At 33.8% G+C, this 23404-nt stretch carries 23 protein-coding genes; 6 read left to right on the top strand and 17 right to left on the bottom strand.

Annotation, left to right across the window (positions count from 1 at the left end; genetic code table 11):
• Window positions 1-31: 31 nt before the first annotated feature.
• Complete coding sequence (locus AAFN75_RS14940) at window positions 32-1087, bottom strand: hypothetical protein (RefSeq protein WP_411807094.1); 1056 nt, start codon at window positions 1085-1087, stop codon at window positions 32-34.
• 208 nt (window positions 1088-1295) lie between these two features.
• Window positions 1296-2648 (bottom strand): microtubule-binding protein, encoded by a 1353-nt coding sequence (locus AAFN75_RS14935; RefSeq protein ID WP_411807093.1) that lies wholly within the window; start codon window positions 2646-2648, stop codon window positions 1296-1298.
• Window positions 2649-2880: 232 nt separating this feature from the next.
• Here AAFN75_RS14935 and AAFN75_RS14930 point away from each other — a divergent pair, with 232 nt between their 5' ends.
• From AAFN75_RS14930 to AAFN75_RS14915, 4 genes are all read left to right on the top strand, one after another.
• Window positions 2881-3123 (top strand): hypothetical protein, encoded by a 243-nt coding sequence (locus AAFN75_RS14930; RefSeq protein WP_411807092.1) that lies wholly within the window; start codon window positions 2881-2883, stop codon window positions 3121-3123.
• A gap of 13 nt (window positions 3124-3136) precedes the next feature.
• On the top strand, window positions 3137-3343 hold the full coding sequence (locus AAFN75_RS14925) for a hypothetical protein (RefSeq protein ID WP_411807091.1): 207 nt from the start codon (window positions 3137-3139) through the stop codon (window positions 3341-3343).
• 165 nt (window positions 3344-3508) lie between these two features.
• Window positions 3509-5164 carry an acetolactate synthase large subunit gene (locus tag AAFN75_RS14920; protein ID WP_411807090.1) on the top strand — a complete coding sequence of 552 codons (1656 nt, stop codon included), beginning with the start codon at window positions 3509-3511 and terminating at the stop codon, window positions 5162-5164.
• Window positions 5164-6531, top strand: a complete 1368-nt coding sequence (locus tag AAFN75_RS14915; RefSeq protein WP_411807089.1) for an NAD-dependent succinate-semialdehyde dehydrogenase — start codon at window positions 5164-5166, stop codon at window positions 6529-6531. The genes AAFN75_RS14920 and AAFN75_RS14915 overlap by 1 nt, the downstream gene beginning before the upstream one ends.
• 69 nt (window positions 6532-6600) lie before the next feature.
• Here AAFN75_RS14915 and ettA read toward each other — a convergent pair whose 3' ends face one another.
• Together ettA and AAFN75_RS14905 are read right to left on the bottom strand one after the other, a co-directional pair.
• Window positions 6601-8292, bottom strand: a complete 1692-nt coding sequence (ettA, locus tag AAFN75_RS14910) for an energy-dependent translational throttle protein EttA (RefSeq protein WP_411807088.1) — start codon at window positions 8290-8292, stop codon at window positions 6601-6603.
• 36 nt (window positions 8293-8328) lie between these two features.
• On the bottom strand, window positions 8329-8505 hold the full coding sequence (locus AAFN75_RS14905; RefSeq protein WP_241678341.1) for a CAL67264 family membrane protein: 177 nt from the start codon (window positions 8503-8505) through the stop codon (window positions 8329-8331).
• 273 nt (window positions 8506-8778) lie between these two features.
• Between AAFN75_RS14905 and AAFN75_RS14900 the strand changes: the two genes are divergently transcribed.
• Entirely contained in the window at window positions 8779-9954 is a 1176-nt protein-coding gene (locus tag AAFN75_RS14900; RefSeq protein WP_411807087.1) for an MFS transporter, read from the top strand.
• Window positions 9955-10014: 60 nt separating this feature from the next.
• Here AAFN75_RS14900 and AAFN75_RS14895 read toward each other — a convergent pair whose 3' ends face one another.
• From AAFN75_RS14895 to AAFN75_RS14880, 4 genes are read right to left on the bottom strand one after another with little or no spacing between them, the layout of a single operon-like run.
• The gene (locus AAFN75_RS14895; protein WP_411807086.1) at window positions 10015-10734 is read right to left on the bottom strand and encodes a pirin family protein; all 720 of its coding nucleotides are present in this window, start codon (window positions 10732-10734) and stop codon (window positions 10015-10017) included.
• Window positions 10735-10750: 16 nt separating this feature from the next.
• Window positions 10751-11188, bottom strand: a complete 438-nt coding sequence (locus tag AAFN75_RS14890; RefSeq protein ID WP_411807085.1) for a MarR family winged helix-turn-helix transcriptional regulator — start codon at window positions 11186-11188, stop codon at window positions 10751-10753.
• An 8-nt stretch (window positions 11189-11196) separates the two neighbouring features.
• Complete coding sequence (locus AAFN75_RS14885) at window positions 11197-11727, bottom strand: NADPH-dependent FMN reductase (RefSeq protein ID WP_411807084.1); 531 nt, start codon at window positions 11725-11727, stop codon at window positions 11197-11199.
• The gene (locus AAFN75_RS14880; RefSeq protein WP_411807082.1) at window positions 11727-12104 is read right to left on the bottom strand and encodes a DoxX family protein; all 378 of its coding nucleotides are present in this window, start codon (window positions 12102-12104) and stop codon (window positions 11727-11729) included. Before AAFN75_RS14880 ends, AAFN75_RS14885 begins: the two co-directional genes overlap by 1 nt.
• A 144-nt stretch (window positions 12105-12248) precedes the next feature.
• Between AAFN75_RS14880 and AAFN75_RS14875 the strand changes: the two genes are divergently transcribed.
• Complete coding sequence (locus AAFN75_RS14875; RefSeq protein ID WP_411807081.1) at window positions 12249-13892, top strand: acyl-CoA carboxylase subunit beta; 1644 nt, start codon at window positions 12249-12251, stop codon at window positions 13890-13892.
• On the opposite strand, the gene AAFN75_RS14870 is transcribed toward AAFN75_RS14875, so the two are convergent.
• The 9 genes from AAFN75_RS14870 to AAFN75_RS14830 all read right to left on the bottom strand — a co-directional run bounded on the left by AAFN75_RS14870 (window position 13893) and on the right by AAFN75_RS14830 (window position 23396).
• Window positions 13893-15029, bottom strand: a complete 1137-nt coding sequence (locus AAFN75_RS14870; protein WP_411807080.1) for a gliding motility-associated C-terminal domain-containing protein — start codon at window positions 15027-15029, stop codon at window positions 13893-13895.
• A gap of 6 nt (window positions 15030-15035) precedes the next feature.
• Window positions 15036-15773, bottom strand: coding sequence for a hypothetical protein (locus AAFN75_RS14865; RefSeq protein WP_411807079.1), 738 nt, complete (start codon window positions 15771-15773; stop codon window positions 15036-15038).
• Between the two features lie 23 nt (window positions 15774-15796).
• Entirely contained in the window at window positions 15797-16492 is a 696-nt protein-coding gene (locus AAFN75_RS14860) for a hypothetical protein (protein ID WP_411807078.1), read from the bottom strand.
• 17 nt (window positions 16493-16509) lie between these two features.
• Window positions 16510-17472 carry a hypothetical protein gene (locus tag AAFN75_RS14855; RefSeq protein WP_411807077.1) on the bottom strand — a complete coding sequence of 321 codons (963 nt, stop codon included), beginning with the start codon at window positions 17470-17472 and terminating at the stop codon, window positions 16510-16512.
• 361 nt (window positions 17473-17833) lie between these two features.
• On the bottom strand, window positions 17834-19597 hold the full coding sequence (gene sppA, locus AAFN75_RS14850) for a signal peptide peptidase SppA (RefSeq protein ID WP_411807076.1): 1764 nt from the start codon (window positions 19595-19597) through the stop codon (window positions 17834-17836).
• A gap of 40 nt (window positions 19598-19637) precedes the next feature.
• Window positions 19638-20711, bottom strand: coding sequence for an AMP-binding protein (locus AAFN75_RS14845; protein ID WP_411807075.1), 1074 nt, complete (start codon window positions 20709-20711; stop codon window positions 19638-19640).
• Window positions 20712-20716: 5 nt separating this feature from the next.
• Window positions 20717-21679: a lysostaphin resistance A-like protein gene (locus AAFN75_RS14840; RefSeq protein ID WP_411807074.1), complete on the bottom strand. Its 963-nt coding sequence runs from the start codon at window positions 21677-21679 to the stop codon at window positions 20717-20719.
• 1 nt (window position 21680) lies between these two features.
• Window positions 21681-22718 (bottom strand): o-succinylbenzoate synthase, encoded by a 1038-nt coding sequence (locus AAFN75_RS14835; protein WP_411807073.1) that lies wholly within the window; start codon window positions 22716-22718, stop codon window positions 21681-21683.
• Entirely contained in the window at window positions 22719-23396 is a 678-nt protein-coding gene (locus AAFN75_RS14830; RefSeq protein WP_411807072.1) for a metal-dependent hydrolase, read from the bottom strand. It abuts the gene before it with no gap.
• Window positions 23397-23404 lie beyond the last annotated feature (8 nt).

Genomic DNA, 23404 nt, shown 5'->3' with positions numbered 1-23404 from the left:
TGAAAAATGTCACTGCGACTGTAAACTATATTTATTTTATTTTTAGTCCCGCGACTTCAATAGGTGCTTTAGCCAAATTATTCATCATTTCTGGTGTTTTATTATACAGCAATTGAATAATACGATGTGGTGCTAAAATGTACTTTTGTTTAAAAACCTCGTCCCAACGTTGTAGGGTTTGCTTGCTAAAAAAACTACCTTCTTTAAATTCACTTTTTGAGGCCACTTCATTAACTCGTAACGAAAACGCATACGACTCTAAAGGGATTTCTTTTTTACCAATACTCTCTAATATGGCGTGTGTTACTTTGTGCTCGTCTTTAGCAAATACATTATGCAATGGGCCTAAATCTATGCGTTTAATTAGCTTTGGCGATACTTTAGATAATTTTCTGTCTATGGTATATGCCATAGTATCTAAAGACATATCTCTATCGGCAACTGTTTTTAAAACCTCATAAATATCATCGCGATAATCGTTAACCTTTTTACCATCGTAATTAAAATACATGAAACAAATAAAAGGTCGGTTATGAGACACATCGTAAAAACTCCAGCTTACTAAAAAGTTGGCATCCTCTTGATCTTGAATTTCTAAGATTTTACCTTGAACAAACTTGTTAAAAATATACTGTTTATTAACCGAAGTATAGTAAACTATAGATGATGCTTGAAAGAGTTTACTTTTACTAATGGTCTCTTTTTTACGCATTAGCGTATCTAAAAACTCCTCTTTAAGCGTTTCTACTGGTGTTAATTTACCCAGATACTCATCGCGTAACTCTAAATCGTTAAAAAGGTAACGGAATTCTAAATAGTTAGGTAGTCCAGAATCTGTTAAATCTACCTTCATATTATCTTCGTCGTCGTACATGTATTTAACACGCATAGCCTCAATGGAATATAACAGCAAATCGCAGTATTGCTTAAAAAGCTGAACTTCTATTTTGCTACATATTTGCTCTCTTTGAACGGCCACTATTAATTCTTTAAAAGCGAAATCTACCATTTTATGGTAAAAAACGTATTGCTCTTTAGAATCTAAAATAGCCGAATCTAATGGTGTTACTATGTGGTTAATGGACATGTTTTAATTAAAAATAACTAATTAAAAAATTAACAATGCTTATTGCAAACCTGAAGCTAGTCGGGTATGCGTTAAGGATTGAACGGTATGTTTGAGCTCCTCGCAGAGAGCGAGTAGTGAAAGCCTGACCCCGCTTTTTCGCGGGGTAACGCCCTTATATTTTTTTGATGCCATACGGATAATAATCGACAGGACTCGAAATTATACATTAACTTAATAAATCGTCGTCGTTAGCTTCTGGTTTTGGTGTTGGTTTTCCTTCTGGTTCTCCACCATCGTCGCCTTTTGGTGTTGTGTTTTCGGCATTGTAATAATCTTCGAAAATTTCTTTCATATCAATACCGTAACGCTCTGCAAAATTCTTTTGGATTTCGCCATCTTTAGCACGAATTTCTTGTAAAGCCTCGGCATAACTGCTGTAAACGCCTTGCATAACTTTTTCGTGTACCGGAATGTTATCCATCATGTCTTGACGTGCTTTGGCACTTGCTGTATGCATAGATGCTAGGGTTTCGCCAATATGCTCATCTGTTTTTACACCTAAATGCTCTAAAATTGCAGCAAATTCTTGATCGGTACGTGCTTTTAAAGCCACTACGTAACCATCGTAGTACTTAAGACGCTCCTCGGTATCGGACTTTAATTTTGCACGATGCGTTTGTAAATTACTGCGCAAAGAAGTAAGTACTTTTATGGTTAAATTGTGTTTGTGCACAAAACTATCTTTACTTGCAGCTAAAGTAGTGTAGGCATTTTTAAGACCTTCTAGTTCTTCTACTTTTTGCTCTAAGGCTGTCATTTTACCAATAGCCTCGGAATACTCGGTAGATTGCTTATCGGCAATATCCTCCAGTGCTTGACGTGCCTGTTTTAATAAAGCATAGTTTTCTTCAAGCTTTGCTTCTACTTCTTTCTTTTTAGCTAAGGCTTTTGTGTGGTTTTTTGAAGCCTCGACAATGGCATCTTTAAGCTTTTCTTCTACCTCTTTAATTTCTACCTCACGGTTTTTTAAACGGGTAACCGCTGCTTGCGATTTATATGACAACTCGCTTAATAGGGTTTGCACATCGGCACTTTCTATACGTTCTTGAAACATGGCTTTTGCCTTATTATCGGCTCCCGCTCTTGTTTTTTCGGCTATGGCAAACTCAGCTTCTTCTTTTTTAATTTTGCTTTTACGCCCCCATAGATTATTCCACCACGTATCTGGTTTGTTTTTAGCATCCTCTAATTCTATTCGTGCACGCTCTAAGGCTTTTTGTGCATCGTCGATAACCTTTTGCTCGGTTGGATTTAATGCCGAAAATTTCTCGAACATAATACCAACTTCATCTTGATAGTCGGTTAAGTCTTTTATAGCATCTAAAAGTGTTGTTCTGTCTTTCTCGGCCATATGTACCACATCGTCCAAAGTGGCATTTAATATTTTCTGCCTTGATTCTGGATCGTCCTCTTGAGACAATTTAGATTTCATTGTGTCAATGGCTTTCCCCCAATTAACATCTACTTTTTCGGTTTTTTCGTTTGAATTGGTTTCTAATAAATCAAAATCATCAGACATGTTATATTTTGTGTTTTAAGTTTAACATTAATATTAAGTAAGCAATTTCGTTAAAAATTCTGAATTTAAAAGCGTAAATAACTATTTATAACACCTTAAATCATTTTTTTTTATCCTTGCTCTATTTATAAGTATCCCAAGTTATGAAAATGTTACAGTTAATAAAAAATATCGCACATTTTAATAGAATAGAGTATATTTGTTAATACCCTAACGCTTTCGATGCATTACAATGCTACTAAAAATTAAACTTACCAATTTTGCAGCCTTCTCTTTAATTAGTGAGTCTAGTATAGTTATGTTACTTGTTGTAATTACGGTGTTTTTTGGAATACTTTTACTTCTTGGTGTACGAAAATCTTATAAGTTAAAAAAGGAAAATGAGCGTTTAGAAGCTATGAGTGCTAAGTCTTCTGAGAATACTGACGACTCATATAAAGATTTTACCGATGGCCATATGTACGGAGGTAATTAAAACTTAATATGTAATGCTTTTTTATATTTTAACCACCATATTTGTAATTATTGTTATTTTAGTAGCATTAATGGCGAAGCGTTTTTTATATGTTAATGAACATGAAGCCTCTATTAAAAAAGAGTTAAAGACCTTCAATGATAATTTTGAAAACATTAAAAATATTGAGGTTAATTTGGATTATAAAATGGGTACAGACCATATTTATAAACAAAAATAAACGACTTCTTATTCCCATCATATTCATTTTTCCTTTTATTCCCTTATACTTTATTACTTAAATAAAATGCTATAATTTCTGAATGCATTAAAGTTTCTCTTTATTAAGTCAACTTTAAAATTTTTTTTGCTTTAGTTTTGATTGAACGCAAAAAAGGAAAGATTTATGAAAGCATCAGATTTGTTTATTAAAGCACTAGAAAACGAAGGTGTAGAATATATTTTTGGACTTCCTGGTGAAGAAAATCTAGATATATTAGAATCTATTAGAACCTCTGATAAAATAAAATTTGTATTAACTAGGCACGAACAAGGAGCCGGTTTTATGGCAGCCACTTATGGGCGATTAACAGGAAAACCTGGGGTGTGTTTATCAACCTTAGGACCTGGCGCCACCAATTTAGTAACCACAGCTGCTTACGGGCAATTAGGCGCAATGCCTATGGTTATGATTACCGGACAAAAACCTATTAAAAGTAGTAAACAAGGTAAGTTTCAAATTATTGATGTTGTAGATATGATGCAGCCTTTAACCAAATACACAAAACAAATTACTTATGGCGAGCACATTCCTGCCATAATTAGAGAGGCGTTTAGAGTTTCTGGTGAAGAACGCCCTGGAGCCGTACATATTGAATTGCCCGAAGATGTTGCCCAAGAAGATGTTACAGACCCTCAAATATTTGATGTTGTTGATTATAAAATTCCTTATGCTGGAAAAGCCGTTATAAATCATGCCGCCAACATGGTAAGAAATGCCAAAATGCCCTTATTACTTATTGGCGCTGGTGCCAACAGAAAACGCGCAAGTAAAGCATTAACTCATTTTGTTGATAGTTTACAAATTCCGTTTTTTAATACACAAATGGGAAAAGGTATTATTGATGAGCGTAATCCGCTTTACTTAGGTACAGCAGCACTTTCTGATGATGATTTTCTGCATGAAGCCATACATAAAGCCGATTTAATTATTAATGTTGGTCATGATACTATAGAAAAACCACCATTTATAATGGAAAGTTCAAGCAACCAAAAAGTTATACATGTTAACTATTTTGCAGCAGAAATAGATCAACTTTACTTTCCGCATTATAATGTTATTGGTGATATTGCTGGTAGCGTTAAAAATCTGGCCGAAGCTTTAAAACCAGATGCTAAATCGTGGGATAACGAAGTGTTTTTTAAGGTTAGAGATAATGTATCTGCGCATTTAATGAAATACGAACAGGACGACCGCTTCCCTATTTTACCGCAACGCTTGGTAAAATTGGTTAGACATGCGTTACCAGACGATGGCATTGTAACACTAGATAATGGTATTTATAAAATTTGGTTTGCTAGAAATTATCCGGCATATGTTCAAAATAGTCTAATTTTAGACAATGCTTTAGCAACTATGGGCGCAGGATTACCTTCTGCTATAATGGCAAAAGAATTGCATCCCGATAAAAAAGTAATTTCTATTAATGGCGACGGCGGTTTTATGATGAATTCTCAAGAACTTGAAACTGCTGTAAGATTACAATTGGATTTGGTTGTTATTATTTTAAATGACAATGCTTACGGCATGATACAATGGAAACAAGAAGGTGAAGGTTTTCCTAAATACGGATTAGACTATAAAAACCCAGATTTTGTTAAATATGCCGAAAGCTTTGGAGCCACAGGCTATCAACCAAAATCGGTTAAAGAATTTAATACTAATTTAGAAGAAGCATTAACCGCCAAGGGCGTTCAAGTTATTGATTTAGCTGTAGATTATTCGCTAAACCATGAAATACTGAATGTAATAATTAAAGAATTTTCAAAAAACATAAAATAATGAGCACAATAACCACAATAAATCCAGCTACAGAAACCTCTATAAAAACATATAATCGTTTAACAGAATCTGAAGTTGAAGAGCACTTAGAAAGAGCCGGTACAGCATTTAAATCATGGAAAAAAACATCGTTTACAGAGCGTAGTAACCTCATGACTAAACTTGCCGAGGTATTTGATAAGCGCCATGAAGAATATGCGCAGTTGGCCACCCTAGAAATGGGAAAACCTATAGAACAAGCTAGAAAAGAGATAGAAAAATGCGCTAAAATTTGTCGTTACTATGCAGAACATACCGAAGCATTATTAGCCAATGAACCCGTTAAAACCGAAGCTAGTAAAAGCTACGTTACATTTCAACCTATAGGCGTTATTTTGGCCATTATGCCATGGAATTTTCCGTTTTATCAAGTTATACGGTTCTTAGCTCCAGCATTAATGGCAGGAAATACAGCTGTTTTAAAACACGCCTCGAATGTACAAGGTTGCGCCTTTGCTCTAGAAGAAGCATTACATGAAGCAGGATTTCCAAAAGCAATTTTTAGCAATTTAAATGTAAGTTCAGATCATGTTGAATCTATTATAGAAAACAAGCACATTGTTGCAGTAACCTTAACAGGAAGTGCACCCGCAGGACAATCGGTAGCAGCAATTGCTGGTAAAAATTTAAAGAAATCTGTATTAGAATTAGGTGGTAGCGATGCTTACATTATATTAGATGATGCCGATTTAGAAGAAGCTACAGATTTAGCTACTTATGGCCGATTACAGAACAATGGTCAAACTTGTATTGCAGCCAAACGATTTATTGTTTTAGACGTTATTTACAACGATTTTCTAGAACTATTTAAAGAAAAAATGACCGCAGCTAAAATGGGCGATCCGACAGACGAAGATACCTATTACGGTCCATTAGCACGAGTAGATTTAAGAGACGAATTGCACGAACAAGTAGAAAAAACAATTAGCCAAGGCGGAAAATTAATACTTGGAGGAACCATACCAGACAGAATCGGTGCTTATTACCCTGCCACCATTCTAGCCGATCTAGAACCAGGCATGGAAGCTTTTGATGAAGAATTATTTGGCCCTGTGGCATCTGTAATAAAAGCAAAAGACGAAAAGCATGCGATAGAACTAGCAAATAATTCGAAATTCGGGTTAGGTTCTGGTGTTATTACCAAAAATAATATTAGAGGCGAAAAAGTTGCTTTACAATTAGAAGCCGGAAACAGTTTTGTAAATAAACTAGTGGTTTCAGATCCTAGAATGCCATTTGGAGGTATAAAAACAAGTGGTTACGGTAGAGAACTTTCAGGTTATGGAATTCGAGAATTTACCAATACTAAATCTATTTGGATAAATTAAAACAGTTCGTTTTATAAAACAAAAAAAGGCTCACGTAAACGTGAGCCTTTTTTATATTTCTAAATAAAATTATCTTACTAATTTTCTGTATTTAATACGCTTTGGCATTAAATCGCCACCAAGACGTTTCTTTTTGTTTTCTTCATAATCAGAAAAACTACCTTCAAAGAAATACACTTGACTATCGCCTTCAAAAGCTAAAATATGAGTACATATTCTATCTAAAAACCAACGGTCGTGACTAATAACAACTGCACAACCTGCAAAGTTTTCTAAACCTTCCTCTAAGGCTCTTAACGTATTAACATCAAGATCGTTTGTTGGCTCATCTAAAAGCAATACGTTACCTTCTTCCTTAAGCGTCATAGCTAAATGCAAACGGTTACGTTCTCCACCAGAAAGTAATTTTACTTTTTTATTTTGCTCGCCGCCAGAGAAGTTAAATCTGCTTAAATAGGCTCTAGAATTTACTTCTTTTCCCCCCATCATAACCAACTCTTGCTCATCACTAAAGTTTTGCCAAATGGTTTTCTCTGGATCTATATTAGAATGCTTTTGATCCACATAAGCTAGTTTTGCTGTTTCACCAACGGTAAACTCACCTTTATCTGGTGTTTCCTCTCCCATTATCATTCTAAAAATTGTAGTTTTACCAGCACCATTTGGTCCAATAACACCAACAATTCCTGCTTGTGGTAAATTAAAGTTTAAATCGTCGTATAATAATTTATCATCATACCCTTTGGCAACCCCTTTGGCCTCAATTACATTGGTTCCTAAACGTGGTCCGTTTGGTATGTATATTTCAAGTTTTTCATCAAGTTGTTTTTGATCTTGACTCATTAACTTATCATAATTTTTTAAACGTGCTTTTTGTTTGGTTTGACGTCCTTTAGCTCCTTGACGTACCCAATCTAACTCGCGTTCTAACGTTTTTTGACGTTTAGAAGCTGTTTTACTTTCTTGTGCCATACGTTTAGATTTTTGGTCTAACCAAGACGAGTAATTCCCTTTCCATGGGATACCTTCACCTCTATCTAACTCTAAAATCCATCCAGCAACATTGTCTAAAAAGTATCTATCGTGTGTTACAGCAATAACAGTTCCTTTATACTGTGCTAAATGATGCTCTAACCAATGTACCGATTCGGCATCTAAGTGGTTGGTAGGCTCATCTAAAAGTAATACATCTGGTTCTTTTAACAGTAAACGACATAAAGCCACACGGCGCTTTTCACCTCCAGAAAGTACTCCTATTTTTTTATCGCCATCTGGAGTACGCAACGCATCCATAGCAATTTCTAATTTGGTATCTAGCTCCCAAGCACCTGCAGCATCAATTTGATCTTGCAATTCGGCTTGTCTTGCCATTAACTTATCCATTTTATCTGGGTTAGAATATACTTCTTCCAAACCAAACTGGTCGTTAATTTTATTGTATTCATCAAGAATAGCAACAGTTTCTGCTGCACCTTCACGAACCACTTCCATAACCGTTTTATCGTCGTCTAATTGCGGTTCTTGTTCCAAATAGCCAACCGAGTAATCTTGTAAAAAGGTTACATCGCCTTGAAAATTTTTATCTACACCTGCAATAATTTTAAGCAAGGTTGATTTACCAGAACCATTAAGACCTAAAATTCCAATTTTAGCTCCATAAAAAAAGCTTAAATAAATATTTTTTAAAACCGGTGTATTAGCACCAGGGAATGTCTTCGTTAAACCAGACATTGAAAAAATTACTTTCTTATCGTCACTCATTGTAATTTGTAATAATTAATTAATTTAATAACATCGCTATACACGACCTTTTAATGCATTAAACACCCATGCCACAGCAAAAAAGCCTAAACCTACAGCACCAAAGCCCCATCCTGCAACGTCGTCGTATCTAAATGCGCCTAATCCCATTAGCAAAAGCCCCATTGAAATCATTATCCATGTCGCCCAAGCTAAAACTGTGTTTTTATTCATCGCCATAATCTTTTCGTATTTATAATTGGTTAGTTGAAAAGCAAATATCGCATATTTGAAAGTAAATTTAAAGTTTATAAATAATTATGTTTAATTATTTTTATTATTGAAACACCAAGTACTTCTCGTTCTTTATAAAAATGTATCAATTTTGGGAGCCTTTTTTTTAAGACTTTTTAATTAACAATTAATTATCATTTTCAAACTGATAATTTAATATTATACTATCTACTTTTATTTATTCTTTTAAAGAGAATAAATTATTTAAAATTTATGAATAAAGCATTATTATCATTAGCCATTGGAGGGTTTGGAATAGGATTAACCGAATTTGTCATTATGGGTATTTTACCCGATGTAGCCACGGCTTTTAACATTACTATACCTGAGGCAGGTCATTTTATATCTGCTTATGCCATTGGAGTTGTTGTTGGAGCACCTTTATTAACTGGTTTAGGAAGTAAATTTCCAGCCAACAAAGTATTATTTGCGCTTATGTTATGGTTTACCGTTTTTAATACTTTGTCGGCATTTGCTACCGGTTACAACTCATTTATGGTGTTAAGGTTTTTGTCTGGTTTACCACACGGCGCATTTTTTGGAATTGGTGCTGTTGTGGCCGGAAAACTCTCTAAAGAAGGTAAAGCAGCACAAGGTATAGCTATTATGTTTTCTGGTTTAACCTTTGCAAACCTTTTAGGCGTACCTCTTGGAACATATTTAGGAAAACATTTCAGTTGGAACGTTTCTTTTTTTATGGTTGGTTTAGTTGGTGTATTTGCTGTTTTGGGTGTAAAACTATGGATGCCTGTATTAAAACAATCGTCTGAATCGAGCTTTTTTAAAGAGTTTAGAGTTTTTAAACGTTTAGAGCTTTGGTTAATTATCTTATTAACAACAATTGGTACTGGTGGCTTTTTTGCGTGGTATAGCTATATAGCGCCTCTAATTACAGACGTAGCAGGTCACTCTAAAGAAGTAGTCTCATATGCCATGATTCTTGCAGGATTAGGTATGGTAATAGGTAATTTTTTAGGAGCGAAATTAGCGGAAAAATTCTTGCCAATTTATGCAATAATTATAATATTGGTTGCTATGGCAATTAGCTTATCCTTAAATACCTATTTAGCTTCCGATAAGGTTATGGTTTTAGTAATGACTTTTATTATTGGGGTCGTTACTTTTTGCATATCAACACCTATACAAATGGCAATTATTAACGCCTCAAAAGGTTCTGAAACCTTAGGGTCTTCACTTAATCAAAGTGCGTTTAATATAGGAAATGCATCTGGTGCCTATTTAGCAGGTTTACCAATTGCCATGGGATATGGATATACATCGGCAGATTGGGTAGGAGCTGCAATGGCAGGAACCGGAATACTAATATCTATTGTAATTATACTATTAAGGAAATATAATCAAAAACAAACTAGTATGAGTTATTCATAAAACAAGAAAAGCATCCCTAAATAAGGATGCTTTTTTTTTACTATTAATTAATTCTTCTAATTAGGTTAATGGAACTTCAATAAATAAAAGCCCTGAGTCTTCTTTTGTTTCAATTTTGAAACTAGAAGTACCAGATATACCCATAGCATCTCTAGTATTAAGCTCATTTTCAATAATTAAATGCTTCCCAAAAATGGTCATAATATAAACACCATGATTTTTACTTTTTAGTTGATACTCGAACGTTTCACCATTATCTAGGTCTATTCTAGAAATTAAAGCATCTTGATGAATTTTTAAACTTCCCTCTTGAGTTTCATCTATAGAACTCACTAGAGTCTGAAGCTTATTTTTTCTTCCTTCATCATCAAAGTTTTTTTGGTCGTATCGCGGTGTAACTTGCTCTTTATCCGGAATAACCCATATTTGAAACAAACGTAAATGCTCGGTATTAGACCCGTTAATTTCAGAGTGTTCAACGCCAGTTCCTGCCGACATAATTTGAACTTCGCCTGGTAAAACAGCTTGCCATTCATTATGCATAGAATCTCTATGTTTAAGCACGCCAGTTAAAGGAATAGTAATAATTTCCATATTGTTATGCGGATGTGTACCAAACCCCATTTTTGGCGCAATAACATCATCATTAAGCACACGCAAAGCACCAAATTGCACTTTTTCCTTATCAAAATAACTGGCAAAACTAAATGAATGATTAGCTTGTAACCAACCATGATTTGCAAATCCTCTACTTTCTGCTTTATGAATTACTGTTTTCATTGTAAACTGTTTTTAATTATCTCATTTTATCTAATAAATCACTTAGTTGTTCTGCTTCTTCTTCGCTTAAATTTTTTAATAATTCACTATGAGAATGCATAGGAATTGTTTCTAAAAAATCTAATCCAGCCTTAGTAATTGTAATTTTAACCACGCGCCTATCCTCCTTAGAAGCGCAACGCTCTATATACCCCTTTACGCATAACTTATCCATTAACCGTGTGGCATTTGGAGAGCGCTCCAACATTCTTTCTTTTATAGTTTGAACTTTTAATGGACCTTTAGCTCCCTTTAAAATTCTTAAAATATTATACTGTTGAGGCGAAATTCCAAAAGGCTTAAAAAACTCGTTTTGACGGGTTGAAATCAAATTTGCTGTATAAATAATATTCAGCAAAGCCTTTACCTTGTTATTGGCAAACTTCGAATTAATTTCTTTTGATAAATCTCCCATATCCTATTTTATAATGCGTTTTGAAACAATACTACTTTATTTTTTAGTGCTGTGTGTAAATCTTGATTTGTAATAGATCCTTCTGAAAAATTATCGTTAAAAGAAGGAAAACTGAAATCTGATACAATACGACCGCCCATAAAAGGAAAACGGCCTTTAGCGATTTCCAAAACTGTGGCACCTCCTCTAGCACCTGGAGATGTAGCCATTAAAAGCATAGGTTTCTCACTCCATAATTTACCATCTATTCTAGACATCCAATCGAACAGGTTTTTAAACACGGTTGAATAAGCGCCGTTATGCTCGGCTAAAGACAATATTATGCCATCGGAAGATTTAATAGCTTCTAAAAACTTATGAGCGTTTTCTGGAATGCCTTTATCAATTTCTAAATCTATACCGTATAATGGTAAATCGAAATCGTTTAAATCTAAAACTGTTGTTTTTACATTATCAACCAAACCTGCTGTAAATTCGGCCAGTTGCTTGTTTATTGAGTTTTTACTGTTACTCCCGGCAAATACTAGTATATTTTTCATTAATTATCTGTTTTTATTACTTGTTTATTTTTTAGTCTATTAAATATATAAGAAACGACTAGTGCAATAATTGCTAGCACTGCGGTTCCTTGTGCGCCATCTTCTACCATAACATGGGCAAAAAAAGCTAAAACAAAAGCGTAAAAGAACCCTGCATAGGCCCATTCTTTAAGTATTTTAAAACTTGGTGTCCAAACCGCTACCAATCCTAATAATTTTAAAATAGCGTAAGGATAAATTAAGTATGTTGGATACCCCAAACTTGTAAAAGCGCCCTTAATCATGTCATGTTTAAAAAAGTACATGCTTACAGAAAATAGCACTACAATAGATAGCACTACTGTTCCTATGTAATAGATAATTTTATTTTTATTCATTATTCAATTTGTTAATTATAGTACAAAGATAGGTTTAAAATATTTATTTTCCTAGGAATATATTTCCATGTAATATTATTTAACAAAATATTCACTTTAAATACCAAAATAGGTTTTGTAAATTCGTATCAAATAAAATAATGTATGGATATCAACTTCAATAAAAACGAAGATCATAATAAACTATTAGTATCTGAACTTAAAAGAAGACTAGCGAAAGTAAGTCTTGGCGGTGGTGCATCGCGTATTGAAAAGCATAAAAGCAAGGGTAAAATGACGGCTAGAGAGCGTGTTGATTACTTGTTGGATCCTAAGGCTAAATCTATTGAAATAGGCGCTTTTGCAGGCGAAGACATGTATAAAGAACATGGAGGTTGTCCGTCTGGTGGTGTTGTAGTAAAGATTGGTTATGTAAAAGGAAAACAATGTATTGTAGTTGCTAATGATGCCACGGTTAAAGCAGGTGCTTGGTTTCCTATTACTGGAAAGAAGAATTTACGAGCACAAGAACTGGCTATTGAAAACAAATTACCTATCATTTACTTAGTGGATTCAGCAGGTGTTTACCTTCCGCTACAAGATGAAATATTTCCAGATAAAGAACACTTTGGACGTATATTTAGAAATAACGCCATAATGAGTAGTATGGGTATTACTCAAATAGCTGCCGTAATGGGTAGTTGCGTTGCTGGTGGTGCTTACCTTCCTATTATGAGTGATGAAGCACTAATTGTTGATAAAACGGGAAGTATATTTTTAGCGGGAAGTTACTTAGTAAAAGCCGCTATTGGAGAAACTATCGATAATGAAACTTTAGGAGGCGCAACAACACATTGTGAAGTGTCTGGAGTTACCGATTATAAAGCCAAAGATGATGCTGATGCTTTAGATACCATTAAGAATATTATTGATAAAATTGGCGATTACGACAAAGCTGGCTTTAACCGAAATGATTCTAAAAACCCAAAAGAAAACCCTCAAGATATTTATGGAATTTTACCTAAAAGTCGTGCCGACCAGTATGATATGTACGACATTATTAAACGTTTGGTTGATAACTCAGAATACGATGAATATAAAGCTGGTTACGGACAAACCATAATAACATGCTATGCTAGAATTGATGGTTGGGCTGTTGGTATTGTGGCTAACCAACGTAAACTAGTAAAAACTACAGGCTCTAAAACTAAACCTAAAGAAATGCAATTTGGCGGTGTCATTTATAATGATTCTGCCGACAAGGCGACTCGTTTTATTGCTAATTGCAATCAAAAGAAAATTCCATTAGTATTTTTACAAGATGTTACAGGATTTATGGTTGGTAGTAAAAGTGAGCACTCTGGTATTATAAAAGATGGTGCTAAAATGGTAAATGCTGTTAGCAACTCTGTGGTTCCAAAATTTACTGTTATTATAGGTAATAGTTATGGTGCTGGTAATTACGCAATGTGCGGAAAAGCTTATGATCCAAGATTAATTTTTGCGTGGCCAAGTGCAGAACTTGCTGTAATGAGTGGTAATTCGGCTGCTAAAGTGTTATTACAAATTGAAAAAGCATCTCTTGAAAAACAAGGTGAAAAGTTCACCAAAGAAAAGGAAGACGAACTTTATAATAAAATAAAAGAACGCTACGACAACCAAGTGTCTCCGTATTATGCGGCGGCAAGACTTTGGACCGATGCTATTATAGATCCATTAGACACCAGAACATGGATTAGTATGGGTATTGAAGCTGCAAACCACGCTCCTATTGAGAAACCATTTAATTTAGGGATAATACAAGTGTAATTAGTAGGTAATATACAACCAACCTGCAGAGCTTTTGTTGGAGTTTTTAAGCTTAAGTACATAATAATAAGTACCCGTTGGAACTTTTTTGTTACGTTTTATAACGTTATTAACATTAGCAAGACCGCTCCAATTGTTTTTGTAATTATCAACTTGATAAACTACAGAGCCCCATCTGTTAAATATGATTAGCTCATTTTCAAAGGCTTCGATTCCTTCAATGTAGAAGACTTCGTTAATGCCGTCTCCATTTGGAGAGACTAGGTTTGCAATATCGATATCATCTTCGGTAATTAATGCGCCAAAAGTGAGTATCTCATATTCGGAAGGATTGAAAATAATAGAATTTATTGTTCCTTCTGATGTTGTTCCAGAAAAACTAGAATTTCCTAAGTCTTTCCACTCTTCATCTTGAATATGCCAACCTACTATTCTTAAAGCCCTTAAATCTTCTGCAAGATTATCAATTTCACTTTCAGAATCCCAAGTTAAGGTAACAACAGAATTATCAGGGCCATTAAAGTCCCAAAACTCTAAATTGCTTACTACACCAAGTATAGATTCTAAACTATTTGTGTTAAAACTAGTTGTAAATGTAGAAGGCGAATTAGGATCCTCATCAAAATAAGCTGCTTTTACTTTTGTGTTAGGAACTGTATTTGTGGTAATTAAAGGTCGGAGTTTATCGCGATCTCCAATAGGAAAACTAAAGGTTAAATCGCCTTGATAAGATGCATAACCATCTGTATTTCTTTCATCATCTTCCAAAACATAAAAAGAATCTGTAAGATAATCTAATGACACGTTTGGGTATTCTCTAGGCGTTATAACATCGCCAACAATATAACTTACGCTATTTACTATTTCTGTGTTAATATCTAAAAACAAATGATTAACAACATCTACTTCCATGTCATGGAATCGAGGAATTTCCGTACCAGATATAGATAGTGAATAATCTTCACTATAAAAACCTGCTATTCCAAGGTTTTCATTAAAAGTACCATCGTTTACAAGATCTATATGGAATCCAACTTCGGCATTTTCATGCATTTGGACATTGCCATAGTTTTGAAATGCTACTTGTGCATAGCAATTACCTACAAACATTAAACATATATAAATTATAAACTTCATTATTTTTTATCTGTAGGCTGTAAATAGTACTACAACATCTTCAGCTTGAACATCTGCTGGCTGAACATTTAGAATAGGATTTGTGCTAGTTGCAGTTATTTCTCCATTTGTATACGTTACATTAATTGTAAAACCATCGGTTGTAAAACCTGTAAAAGCACCGGTAATTACACCTAAATTACTTCCGTTTTGATCGCCGTAACGCAAACCTAAACAATTTGTACTGCTAGAAAATCTTGAGATATCATTAACAGAATTTCCACTAGCACCCACATAAATAACTTGTTGCGTTAGAGTAGTATCAGTGTTAAGTCTTGCAAACCCATTCATGGTACCAAAGGAATTACTAATTCCTCTAGCATTATTACCAACGCCATTATCTGCATTAAGATTTAAAGATTCAACATTGGCATGTGCTACAAAACTAACTTGACTGGGTTGAAACGGTATAGCAGACACTGTAGTAATGCCACTTCCAGTTACAATAAAAAAGCCATGGTATACATTTACTGAATTTGAAACCCAATTTGTACCGTCAAATGTTTTAGTAACACTGGTAGTACCACTAGTATCAAACCAAACATCACCTTCCAGTGCGTTTACAGGTGCAATTGCAGCCGTGGTAACTCGATTGTTTCTAATGGTTTCAAGAGTTCCTTTGTTATCAATAACCCTAACTTCTTGGGCGTTAATTGCTATTGAAACAATCAACGCCAAAGTTAGTATTAAAAAATTTTTATTCATTAGGGAAATTGTCATGGTTTATTTTAGTTAATCCATTGAACTTCAAAAACATCATCAGCATAAATTGCCCAGTCGTTTGGTGCGGTAGCACTAGGCACTAAAGTAACCGCTCCGGCAGCAACCGTATAATCTACATTTGCTAAAAGTTTAGCTCCGTTTCTGTACACCCATACTTTTTGATATATAGCAGGAATAGAAACATCGGCTAAAGTGGGTGCTGTACCATCTGCAGTTGCAGTAGCCGTTAATTGACCAGCTTGCACTAAATCTGTAGCTAATAATTTTTTTGTTTCACCTGTAGCTTCATCTCTTACTAGAATTGTATACCCAGAAGTATCTAGTGTTCCTGCTGTTGCGGCAACTCCAGTTTCTTGTAAAACACCATCAAGAACAAAAGTACCTCCTGTGTCTAGTGTAATTTTAAACTCATTTGCACCAGTAGCAATGTTTGTAGCATCAGTAAGTGTGCCACCTAGTTGCCATGTAGATACAATACCACCATCTGGAGTAGCATCAGTTAAAAGTGTTAAACCATTTTTAACTTGTAAATACTTTTTAGTTCCTTTATTATCAATTACACGAATGGTACCATTAAGCTCAGTAGACTTTCCTACTTTTTCAATAGCGCCAACATCACCTGTTGTTTGTTGTGCATTACTTAAGCTGAAAGTCATAACAGCTATTAATGCTAATCCTAATTTTAAAAATTTGTTTTTCATTTTACTTTGTTTATTTATTAATTACTATTTAGGGGATTTACTTTTAATTGAACTATTCTTATTTCATCGCCATCATAACATGTGGCTTCTGGTTCTACTTCTATGGTCGTACTATTTACTCTAGTAAATGTTATTCGTGCTCCGTTTCTGTATACTTCCAGCTCATCAACTACTGCGAATTCTGAAGGCGTTGTAAATTGAGATTGACCGTTATTGGCCATTACAATAACTTGTTGCTGCCTTACAAGGTTTGAAGTAGATACTTTTTTAAGTACTCCCGAAGTATTATCTACAACTACGATACTATTTGATGAATTACTAAAATTCACATCCTGAAGCCCTTCAATAGCCAATGTGTTTAAAGCATTGGTTGTAATTACAGTTGGTGTTATTAAAGCACCACCTAGCTGCAGAGTATTACTGTTTATAGAAATACCGTTGTTAGCATTAATGTCTTTATTAACCGACACCCAAACGCTACCATTATAAGAGTAAATTTCGCCTGTATTTTGATCTACATAGATATCTCCAGCTAAAGGGTTTACTATTGAAGCATTAGGAACACCGCTACCGCGACGTGGATTAATATTTATAGGAAGCCATTGAGTACCATTCCATATGCTTACTAAATTTGTAGCATTGTTAAACCAAAAATCACCTATTTTATTGTTTAATGGGCTAGTTGCACTAACGCTAATATTTGGCTCGTCGCATAAATTTTTCCAAATTAAACCATCAAAAGCAAAAACACATTGGGCATCTGTATTATAAACCAACGCGCCTTCTAAAGGTGTTAAGGCATTTATTTCGCTTTCACTTAATCTCGTAATAACAAGTACTTTGCTATTACTTTCTAATTCTAGAATAGAATTTGAATTAATTAAAGAAGGATTATCACCTATTTTAACTTGAGAGATCATTAAAAGCGGGAACGCTATAAAGATTAATGTTAATGTTAGTATTTTAGTTTTTAACTGCACTTATATAATTTGATTAAAAATTCGATTCTAATAATAAGACTCATCATAAAGATAAAAGTCACATTTTGTCGTTGAAATACACTTTTTTATTAAATTCAAGGCAAAATTAGGTATGAAATAGTCTTTTTAAATTACAATTAGATGAATAAAACTTAAGTGTAGACGAATGGTATTTATCTGCAGTTAATCTGTTTTTTTAAATGGAGATATTTATTAATAAAACCTACAGAAATCTCTATTACCTAAGATGAAAAACAATTTTATAACTCTAAGAAATGATATGTTTTTAAACGAAAAAAGAGGCTTTCTTGATAGAAAACCTCTTTTTAATTACTTTAAAGCCCTTTTTATAGGGTCAAATTTATTTAATATTTGTACCGTAAGGGAATAACAACTGAACGCCCTTTTTCTGCGACATTGATTTTATTTCTTTTAAAATTTTGTAATTCTCCTCTCCTAGTTCCTCCTTTAAAATAGTTTCTTTAGCTTTTACTATGCCAAAATCTTCAAGCATTTTATCTAAGTCTTTTTCAAAAACAGGAAACTCTCTTACTGAATACTCTTGAAGTTCTGCTGCTTCTGCCGCATACTTTAATGCTAAATCTAAGCCTCCTAATTCATCAACCAACCCAATTTTCAAGGCATCTACACCTGTCCATACTCGACCTTGCGCAATCTCTTCAACCTGGGCTATAGTTAATTTTCTGCCTTGCGCCACTCTATTTGTAAACAACTCGTAAACGTTAACAACACCTTCTTTTATATATTTTCGTTGTCTATCACTTAAAGGTTCAAAAAAACTATAAGTTAATGCGTTTTGGTTTGTAATGACTTGTTCTGCATTAATGCCCATATTTTCTGCTAGCTGCTTTCCGTTAGGCAACATACCAAAAACTCCAATACTACCTGTAATTGTGGTTGGTTCTGCTATAATTTTATGTGCATTACTAGCAATATAATAACCACCAGAAGCAGCGTAATTACCCATTGATACTATAACAGGTTTTACTTTTTTAGTTAATTCTATTTCTCGCCAAATAAGTTCGCTCGCCAACGCGCTTCCTCCTGGAGAATTAACGCGTAAAACGACAGCTTTAATATTTGGGTTGGTTCTGGCTTCTAGTAGAGACTTTTCCATGGTACCTTGACCTACAGTATTTTCGTCGCCTTCACCATAAATAATATCGCCTTCGGCATAAATGACTGCTATTTTATTCTTATTATACTTTCCTCCTAAATATCTTGAAGCATATTCGGAATAATCTTCCATAGCTACTCTATTTAATTCCTTATCGGGCTCCATACCAATAGCATACTTCATGGCGCTAATATATTCGTCATGATATGCTATTTTATCTATTAAATTAGATGATTTAGCTAATTCCGGGTTTCTAGCCAATAAACTATCTGCTATACTATTTAAACGTTCTACCGTAATATTTCGACTTACTGCAATATCTTTTCTCATTTCCAGCCAAAGCGAATTTAAATAAGCCTCGATTTGAGCTCTATTATTATCACTCATTTCATTTGCTAAAAAAGGTTCTACAGCACTTTTGTATTTACCATGTCTAACAATTTCCATTTTAAAACCTGTTTTTTCTTGGAAATCTTTGAAATACAATTGCTGTGTTGATAAGCCTTTAAATTCCATCATGCCTGCAGGATTAATATATATGGTATCGGCAACCGAACTTAAATAATAATCTTTTTGCGAATAGATATCGCCATAAGCTACCACAAACTTGCCAGATTCCTTAAACTTTAATAAGGCACCTCGAAGCGCTTTTGTTTGCGAAACGCCCGCATTAATAAAATTGTTATCTATAGAAATACCTTTTATATTATTGTCTGTTGCTGCGTAATGTATAGCATCAATAATGTTAAAAAGTCCTTTTTTACTGCTTTCATTTAAAAATGGATATTCAGCAAATTCAATTTTACCGCCATAATCTTTAATGGGAAAGTCTAAAGTTAACTCTAAAACCGAATTAGATTTCACCTTAATTAAATCATCGGATCCTGAACCTAAAATAGCTCCTAAAATTATTAAACCTATAAAGCAAATGATTAGAAATACAATAATCCCGGTAACGGTGGACAATACACGTTGAATAAAACTCATGGGTTTACTTTTTTGTAATTAGAAAAAGGCTGTGGTTTAATTAAACCAAGTTTAAAGTTTCTAAAGTTTTATTACGATTAATTTTACCAGATTTAGTTTCTTCAAATTTAGATACAAAATGAATTTCTTTTGGCTTTTCAAATTTATCTAACTCACTAAAAATTGAAATATCAATATCTCTTTTTTCCCCTTCAACAACTAAAATTAGTTTATCTCCCAGAGTATCATCTTCTCTTGAAGCAATAAAAAATTCTCCTGGTATTTTATCTTGAAGTTTACTTTCTATCTGCTCTGGGTATAGCTTAATACCTCCGGAGTTAATAACATTATCAAAACGTCCTAACCATTCAAAACTTGTATCTGAAATGATGTCGACCATATCGTTAGTTACAATTTCTTCATCAGATAATTTAGGCGCATTAATAGTTAAACATCCCCTTTTATCTTTAGATACTTTAATTCCTGGAAGCGTAGTGAAAAATGCTTCGTCCTTAGCACCAGTAAAATTATTTAATTTTTTTACAGCAATATGAGACACGGTTTCTGTCATTCCGTAAGTTTCATAAACATTAGGCTTTTTGTCTTTTACAAGTGCTGCAACAGCTTGAGATACACGACCACCACCAACTATTACTGTTTTAATATTTTTTAAATATTTGGCGAAGTTTTTAAGTTGCATGGGGGTAAAAGCACAAAACGTATAATCCTTTTCGTAATCAATTAGTGGTAAGGCTGCAGGTTGCACCATATCTAATTCTAAACCTAGAACAATAGCTCTTACAATAGTCATTTTACCAGCAATAAAGTTTGATGGTAAACAATGTAAAATTTTATCGCCTGGTTTTAAATTAAAATAATCGCCGGTTGCTATAGCCGAATTTACCATAGCCTGTTTTTTAATTTCAATTTTTTTAGGTTTTCCTGTAGATCCAGATGTTTTTACAATAACATGAGCTTTATCGTCTAACCAATCTAATAAAAACTCTCCTAGTTCTTGTTGGTATGGTAATCCTTCCTTAACATAGCTATAAGCTACTTCCATAAGGTCGTCATACTTATAATTTAAATTATCTAACTTAAATTTTAAATGTACATTCTTGTAATTCGGTGTCATATTTTTTAATCTAAAATTTTATAATCTTCTTTTGGTGGTTCTACCACTTGGCCTAAAAGTTTATCTTTCCAATTAGTCCAATTATATTTTTTGGAAAGTACAAAAAGTAATATAGGAAACACAACAAAAACAGGAACAAATATTTCTGCTAAAGCCATTTCTGATGGATCAGATAAATCTTTTAATATAGAATGTGTTTGTAGCGCTGTCCAATCGGCAGTAACCAATAACGCAGTAAACAAGTTATTAGCTGCGTGAAAGCCTAAAGCCAACTCTAAACCATCGTCCATAAGTGTTATGATACCTAAAAACAATCCTGTTCCAATGTAATATACCATAATAACTGGCCCTAATTTTTCTACTTCTGGGTTAGCAATATGCATTAACCCAAAACCTATAGATGTAATTAATAAAGGCGCCCATTTGTTTTTAAAAAGCACCCCTAAACCTTGCATTAAATAGCCTCTAAAAAAATACTCTTCAAAACTCGTTTGCAACGGTATAAATAAAATAGCGATTACTGCAAGAATTAAGAAAGGTTGCAAATTAAAGTTAAGCTGATAATCCTCCGGATTCATATAATAATCAAATAACACAAAGCCACTCGACACAACACCCCATATTATAAATATGAACCAAAAGCGTTTCCAATCTATTTTTTTTCGGGCTGTAGTTAAACTCGTTATGGACTGCTTATGTAAAAACTTAGATGATATAAACACACCCGCAAGTCCAACAGCAAAAGATAACAGCATAAGAAACAAAAACAAATTACTCCCTAGAACTTTGCTCATTTCAGGAATATCGGTTGGCATTCCTACCGATGCATCACCAAATATTTTTACCGCCAAAGCCACTCCCAAAGGAATCATTCCTATTATTTGCCAAGCGAAAAATATTATAAAGCCGCCAATTATATAACGCCAAAAATCATGTAATCCTTTATAGGCTTGTTGTATGTAATCCATATTATAAATTAAATTTCCAAGGTATTAAATTATTGTACTGCAATGTACCATTTTTTACTTGCAAAGGGCTATCAAAATTATTGCTAAATAAACCACCTGTACCTAAACCTTGTGGCATGTTGCTGTTTTTTGAATAGGTGTATTGTGCAATCGCATTTAAGCCTATATTACTCTCTAATGCACTCGTTATCCACCATCCTATATTTTGTTTTTTAGCGAGATTAATCCAATCGTTACTCCCAGAAAAACCACCAACCAAACTAGGTTTTAAAATAATATATTGTGGTTTAATCATTTGTAGCAACTCTTGCTTTTTTGTTACAGAAAACACGCCAATTAATTCTTCATCTAAAGCAATTGGCAAGGGTGTTTTTTCGCAAAGCATAGCCATAGCTTCTATTTGCCCTTGTTTTATTGGTTGCTCAATAGAATGTAAATCTAATTCTGATAAAACTTTTAATTTTTCTAAAGCTTCAGAAGGATGAAAAGCGCCGTTTGCATCCACACGTAATTCAATATCTGTTGATGAAAATTGTTTTCGAATAGATTTTAAAAGATTTATTTCTGAAAGAAAATCAATAGCTCCAATTTTCATTTTAATACAACTGAAACCCCCATCAATTTTATCCCTAATTTGCTGTTTCATAAAAGCTTCAGATCCCATCCAAATTAAACCATTTATAGGGATAGCATCGTTACCACGAGTAAATTCTGAAGGTATTAAATTAAATGAATCATCACTTTCTAAAGATTTAAAAGCGGTTTCTAATCCAAATTGAATGCTTGGAAATTCCTTTAAACGGATCAGTAATTCATCTAGACCCAAATCAATATTATTACAAACCCATTTTAGTTTGTCTTCGTAATCTGCAGTATCATCAATGGATAAACCTCTAAATAATCCACACTCACCTATCCCCTTTTTATTCTCGGAATTTAATATTATAAACCAAGTTTCTTTAGTTTTTAAAACACCTCGAGACGTGCCACTAGCCTGTTTAAAATTTAAAATGTATGGGCTGTACGTTGCTTTTATCATTTATAGTTCAATAAAATCTCCAATCTCCAAAAGCATTAAATCTTTATCCCTTTCAAAGAATTTTCGTTTTGCCACTTCATGGTCTATTTCAATGTAACCGAAAGTATCATAATGATATCCCATTACTTTATCACAACCTATAAAATCGCTGGCTATAATAGCATCATCTACACCCATAGTAAAATTATCGCCTATTGGTAAAATTGCTAAATCTAACTTGGTTTGAAGCGGAATTAATTTCATATCGAAAGTTAAGGCCGTATCGCCGGCTATATAGACATTCTTATGCTCGCCTTCAATTACAAATCCACCAGGTTGACCACCGTAACTTCCATCTGGAAACGACGAGGTGTGTATGGCATTTACGTACTTAACAGTACCAAACTCAAAATCCCATTTACCACCATGGTTCATAGGATGACCATCGATACCAAGCGCTCCAAAATAATTAACAATTTCGAAGTTTGAAACAACAACTGCGCCCGTACGTTTTGCAATGGCTTCAACATCTACAATATGATCTTGATGTGCATGTGTAACCAAAATATAATCCGCTTTAAGCGTATTAATATCTATTTGAGATGCTTTTTCGTTGGGACTAATAAAAGGATCTACAAGAATGTTAATATCCTTTATTTGAATTCCTAAACTAGCATGACCGTAGAATGTGATTTTCATTAAAAATA

Origin of the sequence: Algibacter sp. AS12 (genome assembly GCF_046736315.1) — a bacterium.
Classification (GTDB): Bacteria; Bacteroidota; Bacteroidia; order Flavobacteriales; family Flavobacteriaceae; genus Algibacter_B; species Algibacter_B amylolyticus.
The sequence above is the reverse complement of the archived record's forward strand: the minus strand, read 5'-3'. Positions and strand labels throughout refer to the sequence as shown.